Below are 14,518 nucleotides of genomic sequence, written 5' to 3'. Positions count from 1 at the left end.
CTACAAAATAAAACCTCACCGCACACTATCTCATCCGATTTGCGCAGCACGTAATCTAGCGTTATGGTTAGCCACTTTTCACATCGGCCCGACAGAAATTCTGCTATGACATTTTCACTTTTTGGCGACAAGTTTACCCGCCACGCAGGCATTACCCGCCTGATGGAAGACCTGAACGACGGCCTGCGCACGCCAGGCGCTATTATGCTGGGCGGCGGCAACCCGGCGCAGATCCCGGCAATGACCGATTACTTTCACAACCTGCTGGCGGAGATGGTGGAGAGCGGTAAAGCCACCGACGCGCTGTGCAATTATGACGGTCCGCAAGGCAAGAGTGAGTTGCTGACCGCGCTGGCGGGTATGCTGCGCGAAGAGCTGGGCTGGGATATTGAACCGCAGAATATTGCACTAACTAACGGCAGCCAGAGCGCGTTTTTCTACTTATTTAACCTCTTCGCGGGCCGCCGCGCCGACGGCAGCAGCAGAAAAGTGCTTTTCCCGCTGGCGCCGGAGTACATCGGCTACGCCGATGCCGGGCTGGAGGAGGACCTGTTTGTCTCGACACGGCCCAATATCGAACTGCTGCCCGACGGCCAGTTTAAATACCATGTTGATTTCGAGCACCTGCACATCGGCGAAGAGACCGGCATGATCTGCGTGTCGCGCCCGACCAACCCCACCGGCAACGTGATTACCGATGAGGAACTTATCAAGCTGGATGCGCTGGCTAATCAGCATGGTATTCCGCTGGTTATCGACAACGCCTACGGCGTGCCTTTTCCCGGCATTATCTTTAGCGAAGCGCGTCCGCTGTGGAACCCGAATATTATTCTGTGCATGAGCCTGTCGAAACTGGGGCTGCCGGGAAGCCGCTGCGGCATCATCATCGCCAATGAAAAGGTGATTTCCGCGATTCGGAATATGAACGGCATTATCAGCCTCGCGCCTGGCGGGATGGGGCCAGCCATGATGTGCGAAATGATTAAGCGTAACGATCTGCTGCGCCTGTCGGAAACGGTCATCAAACCGTTTTACCAGCAGCGTGTGCAGGAAACCATCGCCATCATTCGCCGCTACCTGCCTGCGGAACGGTGCCTGATTCATAAACCGGAGGGGGCGATTTTTCTGTGGCTGTGGTTTAAAGATCTGCCCATTACCACCGAACTGCTTTACCAGCGCCTTAAAAAACGCGGCGTGCTGATGGTGCCGGGCGACTATTTCTTCCCCGGTCTGGATAAGCCCTGGCCGCATACTCACCAGTGCATGCGCATGAACTATGTGCCGGAGCCGGAGAAGATCGAAGCGGGCGTGCGCATCCTTGCCGAAGAGATTGAAAACGCCTGGCGCGAAACCGCCTAATCACTGACGGCCCTTTTTACAGGGGCCGCTCAAAGGTGGAGTCGTTAAATGGCTGGCTTAGACGGTGCAAGCGCAGGCGCTCCGGGTCAACGCAGCTTAACGCCTGCGTCGGGCAGGCTTCCACGCAGGCCGGGCCGTTTTCGCGGTGCTGGCACAGATCGCACTTCAACGCCTGTGCCTTCGCATGGGTTACCGTGACCTGCATTGCGCCAAAGGGGCAGGCCAGCATGCAGCTTTTACAGCCGATGCACAGCGCCTGCTCAACATACACCGCGCCATTCACCCGGCTTATCGCCCCCACGGGGCAGACGTTCGCACAGGGCGCGTCTTCACAATGGTGACAGGTGACCGCCGTGGAAAAAGTCCCGGTCTTGACCACGCGAATGCGCGCCGTAAACGCCGAGGGAGTCAGCGCCGCGCAGTCCTGGTTCTCCTGATGTGACACGACGCAGGCCACTTCACAGGTGCGGCAACCGATGCACTTCGTCGAATCCGCAATGATAAAACGGTCCATTTTCCCTCTCCCTGACAGTAAAAACGCAGAGTGCCAGAGTTTACGCCATCAACGCTTTGATCCCGGTAGGGAAAGTGACCGGTTTTGTCATGTGCCTGAACACTTCTGGCGTTATGCCTGGGCGCGCAGGGTAAAGCCCAGCTCCCCGGAAATGGCCTTCGCCGTCTCCCGCAGCGGCGCAAGGATATTCGCCTCGCCAATTTGCTCTAAGCGCGAGGTGGAAAGGGAGATAGAGACGGCATAAGGCACGCGATGGTGAATATCGAACACCGGCGCGGCAATACACGAGACGCCCAGTTCATTCTCTTCCCTGTCCATCGCCATACCGGAATCACGAATGTGCGCCAGCTCGTCATACATCGCAGACAGATCAGTAATGGTATTTCTCGTAAGCTGCTGAATTTGCTGCTGATGGGTTTCCCAGTAGGTTTTGACATATTCCTGCTGCCCGAACGCCATATAAATTTTGCCCATCGCCGAGCAGTACAGCGGCATATGCTGGCCGATATAGGCGCGGGTACGCAGCATACCGGTGGTCGGTTCCAGCTTATAGATGAGGATAGCGTGATCGTCCTCGCGGCTGGAGAAGTTAACGGTCTCGCCGGTGGCGAGGTTGAGCGCCTCCAGATGCGGCGCAGCGACGTGAATAATATTGAGCGAAGCCAGCGCCTTTTGCCCAACCGCAATAAATTTAGTGGTCAGCCGGTAGCTGCCGGCGGCTGGCGCAGGGGTGACATAGCCGCACGATTGCAGCCCCTGGAGCAAACGGTGGACAGTACTTTTATTCAGCCCTGACAGCTCTGACAGATGCGCAAGCGGGCATCCGTTAGGGTAGTTGCTCAGGATCTCAATCAGCATCAGACCGCGAAACAGGCTCTGGCTGCCTGCGGGTCTCTCTTTATCCTGGCTATTGTCATGCTCTTTGGTATTCATTACTTCCCCTTTCCTTTTTCTGGCGGGCTGATGGTAGCGCAAAGTGTGTTTCAGTTCACGATCTGGACAGAAAATTTGTAATGCACTGTTTTTAAAGCATTTCAAAAAAGCGTGCAGGAATTGATTTGTTAAAATTCGATCGTTATATTTGAAATCAGATTTCGCATAGTGAAATTAGCAGTACGAACAATACTCTTTTTACAGCACCAGGGAAAACCCGATTTTCATCAATCGCACCGGCATCGTCGGCGCATTTTTACAATCCGGCATAGTTTAATGAAATGTAATTTCACTATGTAAAACGACAAGACAGGGAGAAGCGTATGTTGCTGAGTTTTGCTGAACTGAAAAATGAGTTTAAACGGGTCCTGCTCTCCCGTGGGGTGGCTGCCGATACGGCGGATGCCTGCGCAGAGATGTTCGCCCGCACGACAGAATCGGGGGTTTACTCCCATGGCGTTAACCGCTTCCCCCGCTTTATTCAGCAACTCGAAGCGGGCGACATCATTCCCGATGCCCAGCCGAAACGTATTACGTCGCTGGGGGCGATTGAGCAGTGGGATGCCCAGCGCTCGATTGGCAACCTGACGGCGAAAAAGATGATGGATCGCGCCATTGAACTGGCCGCAGATCACGGTATTGGCCTTGTTGCGGTACGTAACGCCAACCACTGGATGCGCGGCGGCAGCTATGGCTGGCAGGCGGCGGAAAAAGGCTACATCGGCATCTGCTGGACTAACTCCATCGCCGTGATGCCGCCATGGGGCGCGAAAGAGTGTCGTATCGGCACTAACCCGCTGATTGTCGCCATCCCCTCCAGCCCAATCACGATGGTGGATATGTCGATGTCGATGTTCTCCTACGGCATGCTGGAGGTAAATCGCCTTGCGGGTCGCCAGTTGCCGGTTGACGGTGGTTTTGACGATGAGGGCAACCTCACCCGCGATCCGGCCCCCATTGAGAAAAACCGTCGTATTCTGCCAATGGGCTACTGGAAAGGCTCCGGCCTCTCTATTGTGCTGGACATGATCGCCACCCTGCTATCCGACGGCTCCTCTGTCGCGGCGGTCACCGAAGATAATAGCGACGAGTTCAATATCTCTCAGGTCTTTATCGCCATTGAGGTAGACCGCCTTATTGACGGCGCCACCCGCGACGCCAAGCTGCAACGTATTATGGATTATGTCACCACCGCCGAACGCGCAGACGAAAATGCCCCGGTGCGTTTGCCAGGCCATGAGTTTACCCGCTTACTGGAAGAGAACCGTCGCAACGGCATTACCGTTGACGACAGCGTATGGGCGAAAATCAAAGCGCTATAGGGGAACGCAGCATGATATATGGACATATTTCCCAGCCCAATGCCTGCCGCTACCCGGCGGCGATTGAAAGCGCGCTGGAATTTCTGCGCACCACCGATTTCAGCAAGCTGGCACCCGGCGTCGTGGAAATTGAAGGGCGCACGATTTTCGCGCAAATCCTTGATTTGACGACCCGGCCACGTGAAGCCTTACGTCCGGAAGTGCATCGCCGCTATCTGGATATTCAGTTTCTCTCTTCTGGGGAAGAGCAAATCGGTGTCGCCATTGATACGGGCAATAATAAAATCAGCGAAGATCTGCTCGAACAGCGTGACATTATTTTCTATCACGACTGTGAAAATGAATCGTTTATAGAAATGATACCGGGCAGTTACGCCATATTCTTCCCGCAGGATGTACACCGTCCTGCCTGTAATAAGCACAGGGAAACGCCCATTCGCAAAATAGTGGTTAAGGTTGCGGTTTCCGCAATCGATTAACGCGGTACCAGGCTTAATGCGACGGGCCTCGAGAATTTACTGTTTTCAGGTATCAAATTGCTGGAAATAAATGCTAATGCTGGCTATGGCAGATAGCATACGGCGCTGATAAATCAACATCGAACTCTGGCCTCAAAAGGTATATCGATGAAACGGATTTTAGAAATAATAACAGCCATAATACTTTCCATATTATCGTGCATTGTATTTATCAATATCATTCTGCGATATGGATTCCAGACCAGTATTTTATCCGTAGATGAGTTATCCCGCTTCTTATTCGTCTGGTTAATATTCATTGGCGCTATTCTGGCCTACATGGAAAATTCCCATGTGCAGGTGACCTTTCTCGTCGAGAAGCTAAGTACAAAAAATAGAGCGCGGGTTGGCATTATTACGCACCTTATTGTTATTGGCCTGTGCGGCATGCTTTTTGTCGGTGGAATTGGCAAGGTGGTGCAGGACTGGAATGACCACACGCCTATTCTGGGGCTGCCCGTCGGCTTGCTTTATGCCGCCAGCCTCCCCATGAGTTTGACCATCGGGATACTGGAAATCATTAAACTTTTTTCGACATTCACGGCGCAATCTAAAAAGCACAATCACCCTTTATCACAGGATGACTGATCATGGCTGTTATTATATTCCTGGGCTGTTTATTAGGCAGTATTGCTTTAGGCCTGCCGATTGCATGGTCGCTATTAACCTGCGGTTTTGCCTTAATGCTGTACCTCGATATGTTCGATGTGCAGATCATGGCGCAGACGCTCATTAACGGCGCGGACAGCTTTTCATTACTGGCTATTCCCTTCTTTGTGCTGGCGGGCGAGATCATGAATGCTGGCGGGCTGTCGCGGCGGATTGTCGATTTGCCGATGAAACTGGTCGGCCATAAACCTGGCGGGCTGGGCTACGTTGGGGTGATAGCCGCTATGATTATGGCGAGCCTTTCCGGCTCGGCAGTCGCGGATACCGCAGCGGTGGCGGCGTTGCTCATTCCCATGATGCGCACCGCTAACTACCCTATCAATCGTTCCGCAGGCCTGATTGCCTCTGGCGGAATCATTGCGCCAATCATCCCCCCCTCCATTCCGTTTATTATCTTTGGCGTCTCCAGCGGCTTGTCGATCAGCAAGTTATTTATGGCGGGTATCGCGCCGGGGATCATGATGGGCGCGGCGTTAATGCTGACCTGGTGGTGGCAGGCCAGCCGTTTGGATCTGCCAAAACAGCCCAAAGCGACGCTACAGGAGGTATGGCACTCTCTAAGCTCAGGGATTTGGGCGTTATTTCTGCCGGTTATTATCGTCGGCGGCTTTCGCTCCGGGCTTTTTACGCCAACCGAAGCGGGCGCAGTCGCCGCATTTTATGCCCTTTTCGTCGCATTGGTTATTTACCGGGAAATGACGCTGAGCGCGCTCGTGTCCGTTTTGATCGCCTCGGCGAAAACCACGGCGGTCGTGATGTTCCTGGTCGCATCGGCGCAGGTTTCCGCCTGGCTTATCACCATTGCCGAGCTCCCCTTAATGGTCACGGAGCTGCTGGCGCCGCTGGTGGACTCGCCTCGTCTGCTCTTCGTGGTCATTATGCTGGCGATTATGCTCGTGGGCATGGTGATGGACTTAACGCCAACGGTACTCATCCTGACACCGGTATTACTCCCGCTGGTTAAAGAAGCAGGCATCGATCCCATCTATTTCGGCGTGATGTTTATTATTAACTGCTCAATTGGACTTATTACCCCACCGGTAGGTAACGTCCTCAACGTCATATCCGGCGTGGCCCGACTGAAATTCGACGATGCGGTGCGTGGCGTTGCCCCCTACATATTAACGCTGTATATGCTTCTTATTCTTTTTATATTTTTCCCCACAATAATTATTACCCCTTTAAAATGGATTAGCTAAAAGGACATCAATATGAAATTACGCTCTGTAGCTCGTGCATTATTATTCCTCGGGTTAGCGGCAACGGCAACGTGTGCGCAAGCCGGCAATACCTTTCGCTTTGGTTACGAGACGTCGCAGACTGACTCGCAACATATTGCAGCGAAGAAGTTTAACGAAATTCTGAAAGAAAAAACGCAGGGGGAAATTACCCTCAAACTGTTCCCAGACAGCACGCTTGGCAACGCGCAGGCGATGATCAGCGGCGTTCGCGGCGGAACCATTGATATGGAAATGTCCGGCTCCAATAATTTCACTGGGCTTGCGCCAGTGATTAACCTGCTGGATATCCCTTTCCTGTTTCGTGATACCGCCCATGCCCATAAGGTGCTGGACGGTAAAGTGGGGGATGAACTGTTAAAAGCGCTGGAACCGCTGGGCTTAAAAGGGCTGGCCTACTGGGAAAATGGCTGGCGCGATGTCACTAACTCCAAAGGGCCAATCAAAACCCCGGCAGACCTGAAAGGGTTAAAAATCCGTACTAATAACAGCGCAATGAATATTGCCGCTTTCAAGATATTCGGCGCTAACCCGATTCCTATGCCGTTCGCGGAAGTGTATACGGCGCTGGAAACGCGGACGATCGATGCCCAGGAACATCCTATCAACGTTGTGTGGTCGGCAAAATTCTATGAAGTGCAGAAGTACCTGACCCTGACTCACCATGCCTACTCGCCGTTAATTCTGGTGATGAACAAGAAGAAATTCGACGCCTTAACGCCAGAGCTTCAACAAACGCTGGTGAGCGCGGCAAAAGAAGCGGGCAACTATCAGCGTCAGTTAGTTGCGGAAGATCAGCAAAAAATTCTGGCTGGTATGCAGGCAGATGGCGTTGAAATCATTACCGATCCTGACCGCGAAGCATTCAGAAACGCCTTAGGCGACCAGGTGCGTGATATGTACCTCAAAGATAATCCGGAAAGCGCCCGACTGCTTACCGCCATCGATGAAACACACTAACCGGACGGAGGCCGAAATGAACGATTTCTGGCTGGGTATCGACTGCGGCGGCACGTATCTCAAAGCCGGACTGTATAACAGCCAGGGTCGCGAAGTTGCCATTGAGCGCCAGGCGTTACAGACAATCAGCCCGTTACCGGGCTATGCCGAGCGCGATATGACGGCGCTGTGGCGAGCCTGCGCGGAGACCATTGCCGCGCTGCTTCGCCGCAGCGGCATTGACGGCAGGCAGGTCAAAGGCGTGGGCATCTCGGCTCAGGGAAAAGGGCTGTTTCTGCTGGACAAAAATGACCGTCCGCTGGGTAACGCTATCCTCTCCTCGGACCGTCGCGCGATGGCCATCGTACAGCGCTGGCAGCGGGAAGGCCTTCCCCAAAAACTCTATCCTTTCACCCGCCAGACCTTGTGGACCGGCCACCCGCTTTCACTGCTGCGCTGGGTCAAAGAGAACGCGCCGCAGCGTTATGCGCAAATCGGCTGCGTCATGATGGGCCATGATTATCTGCGCTGGTGCTTAACGGGAGTGAAGGGGTGCGAAGAGAGCAATATTTCCGAGTCCAATCTTTATTGTATGACCACCGGGCAGTACGACCCTCGCCTGACACAATGGTCTGGCATTAGCGAAATCGACCCCGCGCTGCCGCCCATTGTGGGTTCATCCCAAATCAGCGGTGAAATCACCTCTCAGGCAGCCGCCATTACCGGTCTCACAGCGGGAACGCCCGTTGTGGGCGGTCTGTTTGATGTGGTTTCCACCGCGATCTGCGCGGGCCTGAACGACGAACACACCCTGAACGCCGTGATGGGGACATGGGCGGTAACCAGCGGCATCGCCGACAGCCTGCGCGAAAACGAAGCGCACCCCTATGTTTATGGCCGCTATGTTAATCCCGGGCAGTATATCGTGCACGAGGCCAGCCCCACCTCCTCCGGTAACCTTGAGTGGCTAACTGCCCAGTGGGGCGAGATCGGTTTTAGTGAAATCAACCGCCTTGTCGCCAGCCTGCCGAAGGCCGCAAGCGACGTGTTTTTTCTGCCGTTTCTTTATGGCAGCAATGCCGGGCTTGAGATGACCAGCGGTTTTTACGGCATGCAGGCGCTGCACACCCGCGCTCATCTGCTGCAGGCGGTTTATGAAGGGGTGGTGTTCAGCCATATGACCCATCTCAACCGTATGCGTGAACGCTTTACCGATGTCCGCGCCCTGCGCGTTACCGGCGGCCCGGCCCACTCGCAGGTATGGATGCAGATGCTTGCCGACGTCAGCGGCCTGCCCGTTGAGCTCCCCCAGGTCGAGGAGACCGGCTGCTTCGGCGCTGCCATCGCCGCGTTAGTGGGCACGGGAGAATATGCCGATTTCCGCGATGCCCAGCAGACTCTCAATTATGAAATAGACACGCTCGCGCCGGACGCCCGCGCCCATGCGGCTTATCAGCGCAAATATCACCGTTATCAGATGTTAATCACCGCACTTCAGGGCTTTCACGCCCGTATCAAGGAGGACGCTTTATGAGCCGACCACTATTGCAACTGGCGCTCGATCACACAAGTCTTGCCGCAGCCCAGCGCGATGTCGCATTGCTGCGGGACCATGTGGATATCGTGGAAGCAGGCACTATTCTCTGCCTGAGCGAAGGGCTGAACGCGGTAAAAGCGCTGCGTGCGCAATGCCCGGATAAACTGATTGTCGCCGACTGGAAGGTTGCCGATGCGGGCGAAACGCTGGCGCAACAGGCGCTGGATGCGGGCGCGAACTGGATGACCATTATCTGCGCCGCGCCGCTGGCGACCATTGAAAAAGGCCACGCGGCCGCCCAGGCGCGCGGCGGTGAAATTCAGATAGAGCTTTTCGGCAACTGGACATTCGAGGACGCCCGTGACTGGTACCGTACCGGCGTCAGGCAGGCCATTTACCACCGTGGGCGCGACGCGCAGGCGAGCGGTCAGCAGTGGGGGGAGGAGGATCTGGCACGCATGAAAGCGCTGTCGGATATTGGCCTGGAGCTCTCCGTGACGGGCGGTCTGACCCCCGCCGACCTGCCGCTGTTTAAAGCAGTCAATGTGAAAGCTTTTATCGCCGGGCGCGCTTTATCCGGCGCGAAGGATCCACAGCAAACCGCCGGGGCATTTCTGGCGCAAATCCGCGACATCTGGGGATCCTGATCATGCGCAGCCACCCTTTAGGAATTTATGAAAAAGCGTTACCGAAAGACTTATCCTGGCCGGAGCGTCTGGTTCTGGCTAAAAGCTGCGGTTTCGACTTCGTCGAAATGTCCGTCGATGAAACCGACGAGCGTTTATCGCGGCTCGAATGGACTACCGCCCAACGCGCCTCGTTAGTCGAAGCGATGCTGGAAACCAACGTGTCGATACCGTCAATGTGCTTATCCGCGCATCGCCGTTTTCCCTTCGGCAGCCGCGATGAGACGGTGCGCGAGCGGGCGCGCGACATTATGACCAAAGCGATCAAGCTGGCGCGGGATCTGGGTATTCGCACCATTCAGCTTGCGGGTTACGACGTCTATTACGAAGAACATGACGCAGGCACGCAGCAACGCTTTGCCGAAGGGCTTGCCTGGGCCGTTGAGCAGGCGGCAGGCGCCCAGGTCATGCTGGCGGTAGAAATCATGGATACCGCCTTTATGAACTCCATCAGCAAATGGAAAAAGTGGGATGAGATGCTCGCCTCACCGTGGTTCACCGTCTACCCGGACGTGGGCAACCTGAGCGCCTGGGGCAATGACGTGCCCGCCGAACTGGCGCTGGGTATTGACCGTATTGCCGCTATCCATCTGAAAGATACCCAGCCCGTTACTGAAACCAGCCCCGGTCAGTTCCGCGACGTACCGTTTGGCGAAGGATGCGTGGATTTCGTTAATGTCTTTAGCACGTTGCAGAGCCTGAACTATCGCGGCGCGTTTTTAATTGAGATGTGGACTGAAAAAGCCAAAGAGCCGGTGCTGGAGATTATTCAGGCCCGCCGCTGGATTGAAGCCCGGATGCAGGAAGGAGGATTCGTATGTTAGAACAGTTAAAAGCGGAGGTGCTGGCGGCCAACCTGGCCCTTCCTGCCCATCAGCTCGTCACCTTTACCTGGGGCAACGTCAGCGCGGTGGATGAAAGCCGCCGCCTGATGGTGATAAAACCATCCGGCGTCGAGTATGAGGTCATGACCGCCGGGGATATGGTTGTGGTGGAGATTGCCACAGGCAAGGTCGTTGAAGGCAATAAAAAGCCCTCTTCCGATACGCCAACGCACCTGGCGCTCTATCGCCGCTTCGCCGAAATCGGCGGCATTGTGCACACCCATTCCCGCCACGCCACCATCTGGTCGCAGGCCGGGCTGGATCTGCCCGCCTGGGGCACCACCCACGCGGATTATTTCTACGGCGCAATCCCCTGCACGCGCCTGATGACGGCAGAGGAGATTAACGGCGAGTATGAATTCGAGACGGGCGAAGTCATTATTAATACCTTTGAAGCGCGTGGCCTCGACCCCATGCAGATCCCGGCGGTGCTGGTTCGCTCACACGGCCCGTTCGCCTGGGGGAAGAATGCCGCCGACGCGGTGCACAACGCGGTAGTACTGGAGGAGTGCGCTTTTATGGGGCTGTTCTCCCGCCAGCTTGCGCCGCAGCTGCCCGCTATGCAGCCTGAACTGCTGGATAAGCACTACCTGCGCAAGCATGGGGCAAAGGCGTATTACGGTCAGTAGCCTGCTTTTTGTCGGTTTTCATCGTCCAATGAAATCTGCATATATCTTTCCCGGATAAGAGGACATCATCTTTCCGGGAAGGTCTTGATTTGATTATTTAGCCAGCATATTAAGTGAGAGATTTATTATTTCTCTCTTTCCGAACGCCTCTTTTGCGAAGTTTAAGACAGAACACCTCAATAATATGTAATAAATAATTTCCAGAATGTCGCATAAAATATCAAAATAATATATTGTTGCCTCACTGTGACTTGCCATTTTCAATCGATATAATTTCTATTTCGAACCAAAATATCGGCCTACCATCCCTGGAAGAGCTAGCGCTTCATCAGCCCTGATTAATAAAGGTGAATGAGGCGTAATTGAAATAGCATGGAAGCTTAGGGAGTCAGTGATGTTTAATAAAAGAATCGCCTCTTTTATTCTGGCTTTGGGGTTATCCTTGTTTGCTAAAACGATCAGTGCCTCATGTGATTTCAGCCCAACAGCGAATTATCCGCAGGATCAAACCATCAGATCCACCATTCCTCTGTCAGGTTTGAATAAACTTTCTGCTCCGCCCGGCACACCCGTTGGACAAATTATTTTTCGGCAAACCATTTCTGTCTCGCAGAGTGGAGTCAGCCCCGGCGTGACAATAAAATGTTCAAGCCCCGGACCGCTGCAACAGGGCTATGAATATGCCGCCTTACCCTGGCCCGCCTCTCATTACAGCAACAGCGTGTATCAAACCAATATTCCCGGAGTAGGTGTCAGAATCACGCAAGACAGTATTAACTATACCGTGTACAAGGCGGCATCAAGCTGTTTTCCAAAAGAGACGCCGGGCTGTTCTTTTAAGGGGTTATCGCTTGACGCTAACCTGGATCTGATCAAAATATCGGAAGATTTAGTACCGGGCACGATTAATGGCGCAGATTTACCCACAATCCGGCGTTCATATGGGCAAGCCAGCAGTATGGTTGCCGTTTATGAATTCAACTTTAGCGGCAGCGTAACCATCACCACGCCAACGTGTAACATCACTACGACAAGCGGCGTAGTGACTGTCCACATGGGTGAAAATGCCATCAAGAAATTTACCGGCATTGGTAGCGCTACGTCGTGGAAAAACGCGGGGATTACGTTGACCTGCCCGGAAACCTTTTATGGTAATAGCGGCGTTGATAACCTTATCGTCAGCGCAGGCAATTACTCGCCCACAACAGGCACCACTAACGGGTCCCTGCGCCAAAATTTTTGGCAGTTAAACCTGACGCCCGGCAACGGTATTATCGATGCGAAAAAAGGTATTATTGCGCTTAACGATTCGCCGATTAAAGCGAAAGGCGTTGGCATCCAGCTATCAAGCACAACAAAAGAAAGCGGAATCATTAATTTGAACGCGAGAATAGTGGGCCTGTTACCCAATAACGGTACAACTCAAATTATCATTCCCCTTTATGCCCGTTATATACAGACTGAAGAAAAGGTCTCGCCGGGGAGAGCAGACGGCAATTTAATCTATACCGTGAGCTACCAATAAATTCCCCGGGTTAAAATACGCTTTCCCGCCGCGGCGATGGCCTGCAAGCCATCATCGCTCAGGCCATTATTTCAGTAAACGTACCCGGCAGGTTTTGCCTTTGATTTTACCCTGCTGGAGCTGTTTCCAGGCGTGGCGCGCCACCGACTGGCGCACCGCTACATAGGCGTGCATCGGGTGCATATCGATTTTGCCGATGTCCGCTCCCGCAAGGCCAATATCGCCCGTCAGCGCGCCAAGAATATCGCCCGGGCGCATTTTGGCTTTTTTACCGCCGTCGATGCACAGAGTTGCCATCTCTGCCTCCAGCGGTTTAATGCTGGTGCTGATAACCGGGCTTTGCCAGTCCAGCGAAATCGCCAGCATCTCGCCAAGGATAGCGGCGCGCTGCGCCTCTTCCGGCGCGCACAGGCTGATGGCCAGCCCGCTCTGCCCGGCGCGGGCGGTGCGCCCGATACGGTGTACATGCACCTCCGGGTCCCAGGAGAGTTCGTAGTTAATCACCATCTCCAGCGCTTTGATGTCCAGCCCGCGGGCGGCGACATCGGTCGCCACCAGCACACGGCTGCTGCCGTTGGCAAAACGCACCAGCGTCTGGTCGCGGTCGCGCTGCTCCATATCGCCATGCAGCGCCAGCGCGCTCTGGTGACGTTCATTGAGGGCGTCGCACACCTCCTGGCAATCTTTCTTCGTATTACAGAAGACCACGCAGGAAGCGGGCTGGTGCTTGCTCAACAGGCTGAGCAGCAGGGGGATTTTCTCGCGGCGCGAGACTTCATAGAACCGCTGCTCTACCGCGGGCAGCGCCTCGACGGCGTCGATTTCAATGGTAAGCGGTTCGCGCTGAAAACGGGTACTGATTGCCGCAATAGCCGCAGGCCATGTGGCGGAAAAAAGCAGCGTCTGACGGCCCGCAGGCGCATGGCGCAGAATCTCTTCGATGGCATCGCTAAAGCCCATATCAAGCATGCGATCGGCCTCATCCAGCACCAGCGTTTTCAGTGCCGCAAGCGTCACCGTAGCCTTTTGCAGATGGTCGAGCAGACGGCCCGGCGTGGCGACGATAATATGCGGCGCATGCTGGAGCGAATCGCGCTGCGCGCCAAACGGCACCCCGCCGCACAGCGTCAGAATCTTAATGTTCGGCAGATAACGCGCCAGCCGGCGCAGCTCTTTCGCCACCTGGTCGGCAAGCTCGCGCGTCGGGCACAGTACCAGCGACTGGGTAACAAACTGGCTGGCATCAATATGCTGCAACAGGCCAAGGCCAAAGGCGGCCGTTTTACCGCTGCCGGTCTGGGCCTGTACGCGTACGTCTTTCCCTTCCAGAATCACCGGCAATGCCGCCGCCTGGACCGGGGTCATGGAGTGGTAACCCAGCTCGTCAAGGTTAGCGAGGAGTTCAGGGGGCAGAGCATTTAAGGTTGAAAAGGCGGTCACGACGTTCTCTCAGAATAGAAGCAGGACGCTATGCTAGCAGAGTGCGGGCGCGCGGTCATCGCAGCCCGCATCACAGGCCGTCGGATTAGCTGGCTTTGAAGGGGTCTTTTTTATCGTCTTTGCTGTCATCGCGCTTACGGGGGATCTCACCCTGCTCGTTCGGCGCATCTTTCACATCTTTCATCTGCTGTTCATCCTCTTCATAGGCATTACCGGCGTTCGGTGCCGCCTCAGGCAGCCCCTTGCTGACTTCGCCCTCGTGATGACGTCGCGTGTTGTTGGTTTTGTCGGACATTGCTTCCTCCTGTCGTTTTCATTAAGTGTA

The 14,518-nt window shown here is 54.7% G+C and carries 15 protein-coding genes; 11 read left to right on the top strand and 4 right to left on the bottom strand.

Annotation, left to right across the window (positions count from 1 at the left end; genetic code table 11):
* Positions 1-105 precede the first annotated feature (105 nt).
* Positions 106-1,359, top strand: coding sequence for a valine--pyruvate transaminase (gene avtA / locus ENTHG_RS18455; RefSeq protein ID WP_044183158.1), 1,254 nt, complete (start codon positions 106-108; stop codon positions 1,357-1,359).
* A 16-nt stretch (positions 1,360-1,375) separates the two neighbouring features.
* On the opposite strand, the gene ENTHG_RS18450 is transcribed toward avtA, so the two are convergent.
* Both ENTHG_RS18450 and ENTHG_RS18445 read right to left on the bottom strand, forming a co-directional pair.
* Positions 1,376-1,873: a 4Fe-4S dicluster domain-containing protein gene (locus ENTHG_RS18450; protein WP_044183155.1), complete on the bottom strand. Its 498-nt coding sequence runs from the start codon at positions 1,871-1,873 to the stop codon at positions 1,376-1,378.
* Positions 1,874-1,984: 111 nt separating this feature from the next.
* Positions 1,985-2,806, bottom strand: coding sequence for an IclR family transcriptional regulator (locus ENTHG_RS18445; RefSeq protein ID WP_044183152.1), 822 nt, complete (start codon positions 2,804-2,806; stop codon positions 1,985-1,987).
* A 323-nt stretch (positions 2,807-3,129) separates the two neighbouring features.
* On the opposite strand from ENTHG_RS18445, the gene yiaK reads away from it, so the two are divergent.
* The 10 genes from yiaK (at position 3,130) to ENTHG_RS18395 (ending at position 12,753) form a co-directional block, all read left to right on the top strand.
* Positions 3,130-4,128 (top strand): 3-dehydro-L-gulonate 2-dehydrogenase, encoded by a 999-nt coding sequence (gene yiaK / locus ENTHG_RS18440; protein WP_044183149.1) that lies wholly within the window; start codon positions 3,130-3,132, stop codon positions 4,126-4,128.
* Positions 4,129-4,139: 11 nt separating this feature from the next.
* On the top strand, positions 4,140-4,607 hold the full coding sequence (locus ENTHG_RS18435; protein WP_044183146.1) for a YhcH/YjgK/YiaL family protein: 468 nt from the start codon (positions 4,140-4,142) through the stop codon (positions 4,605-4,607).
* 147 nt (positions 4,608-4,754) lie between these two features.
* The gene (locus tag ENTHG_RS18430) at positions 4,755-5,234 is read left to right on the top strand and encodes a TRAP transporter small permease subunit (protein ID WP_044183145.1); all 480 of its coding nucleotides are present in this window, start codon (positions 4,755-4,757) and stop codon (positions 5,232-5,234) included.
* A 2-nt stretch (positions 5,235-5,236) separates the two neighbouring features.
* Positions 5,237-6,514, top strand: a complete 1,278-nt coding sequence (gene yiaN / locus ENTHG_RS18425) for a 2,3-diketo-L-gulonate TRAP transporter large permease YiaN (protein ID WP_044183142.1) — start codon at positions 5,237-5,239, stop codon at positions 6,512-6,514.
* A 12-nt stretch (positions 6,515-6,526) separates the two neighbouring features.
* Positions 6,527-7,513, top strand: a complete 987-nt coding sequence (locus tag ENTHG_RS18420; RefSeq protein ID WP_044183139.1) for a TRAP transporter substrate-binding protein — start codon at positions 6,527-6,529, stop codon at positions 7,511-7,513.
* A gap of 16 nt (positions 7,514-7,529) precedes the next feature.
* Positions 7,530-9,026: an FGGY-family carbohydrate kinase gene (locus ENTHG_RS18415; protein WP_044183136.1), complete on the top strand. Its 1,497-nt coding sequence runs from the start codon at positions 7,530-7,532 to the stop codon at positions 9,024-9,026.
* Complete coding sequence (ulaD, locus tag ENTHG_RS18410) at positions 9,023-9,676, top strand: 3-keto-L-gulonate-6-phosphate decarboxylase UlaD (protein WP_044183133.1); 654 nt, start codon at positions 9,023-9,025, stop codon at positions 9,674-9,676. Before ENTHG_RS18415 ends, ulaD begins: the two co-directional genes overlap by 4 nt.
* Positions 9,677-9,678: 2 nt before the next feature.
* Positions 9,679-10,539, top strand: coding sequence for an L-ribulose-5-phosphate 3-epimerase (locus ENTHG_RS18405; RefSeq protein ID WP_044183132.1), 861 nt, complete (start codon positions 9,679-9,681; stop codon positions 10,537-10,539).
* Positions 10,533-11,228: an L-ribulose-5-phosphate 4-epimerase gene (gene araD, locus ENTHG_RS18400; protein WP_044183129.1), complete on the top strand. Its 696-nt coding sequence runs from the start codon at positions 10,533-10,535 to the stop codon at positions 11,226-11,228. Before ENTHG_RS18405 ends, araD begins: the two co-directional genes overlap by 7 nt.
* Before the next feature lie 394 nt (positions 11,229-11,622).
* Positions 11,623-12,753 carry a fimbrial protein gene (locus tag ENTHG_RS18395; protein ID WP_081653644.1) on the top strand — a complete coding sequence of 377 codons (1,131 nt, stop codon included), beginning with the start codon at positions 11,623-11,625 and terminating at the stop codon, positions 12,751-12,753.
* Positions 12,754-12,819: 66 nt separating this feature from the next.
* Here the strand turns inward: ENTHG_RS18395 and dbpA are convergent, their stop codons facing one another.
* Together dbpA and ENTHG_RS18385 are read right to left on the bottom strand one after the other, a co-directional pair.
* The gene (dbpA, locus tag ENTHG_RS18390; RefSeq protein ID WP_044183124.1) at positions 12,820-14,193 is read right to left on the bottom strand and encodes an ATP-dependent RNA helicase DbpA; all 1,374 of its coding nucleotides are present in this window, start codon (positions 14,191-14,193) and stop codon (positions 12,820-12,822) included.
* Between the two features lie 85 nt (positions 14,194-14,278).
* Positions 14,279-14,488: a hypothetical protein gene (locus ENTHG_RS18385; protein WP_044183121.1), complete on the bottom strand. Its 210-nt coding sequence runs from the start codon at positions 14,486-14,488 to the stop codon at positions 14,279-14,281.
* Between the last annotated feature and the right edge of the window lie 30 nt (positions 14,489-14,518).

It is taken from the genome of Phytobacter massiliensis JC163, from assembly GCF_000321045.1.
GTDB lineage: Bacteria > Pseudomonadota > Gammaproteobacteria > Enterobacterales > Enterobacteriaceae > Phytobacter_A > Phytobacter_A massiliensis.
The sequence above is the reverse complement of the archived record's forward strand: the minus strand, read 5'-3'. Positions and strand labels throughout refer to the sequence as shown.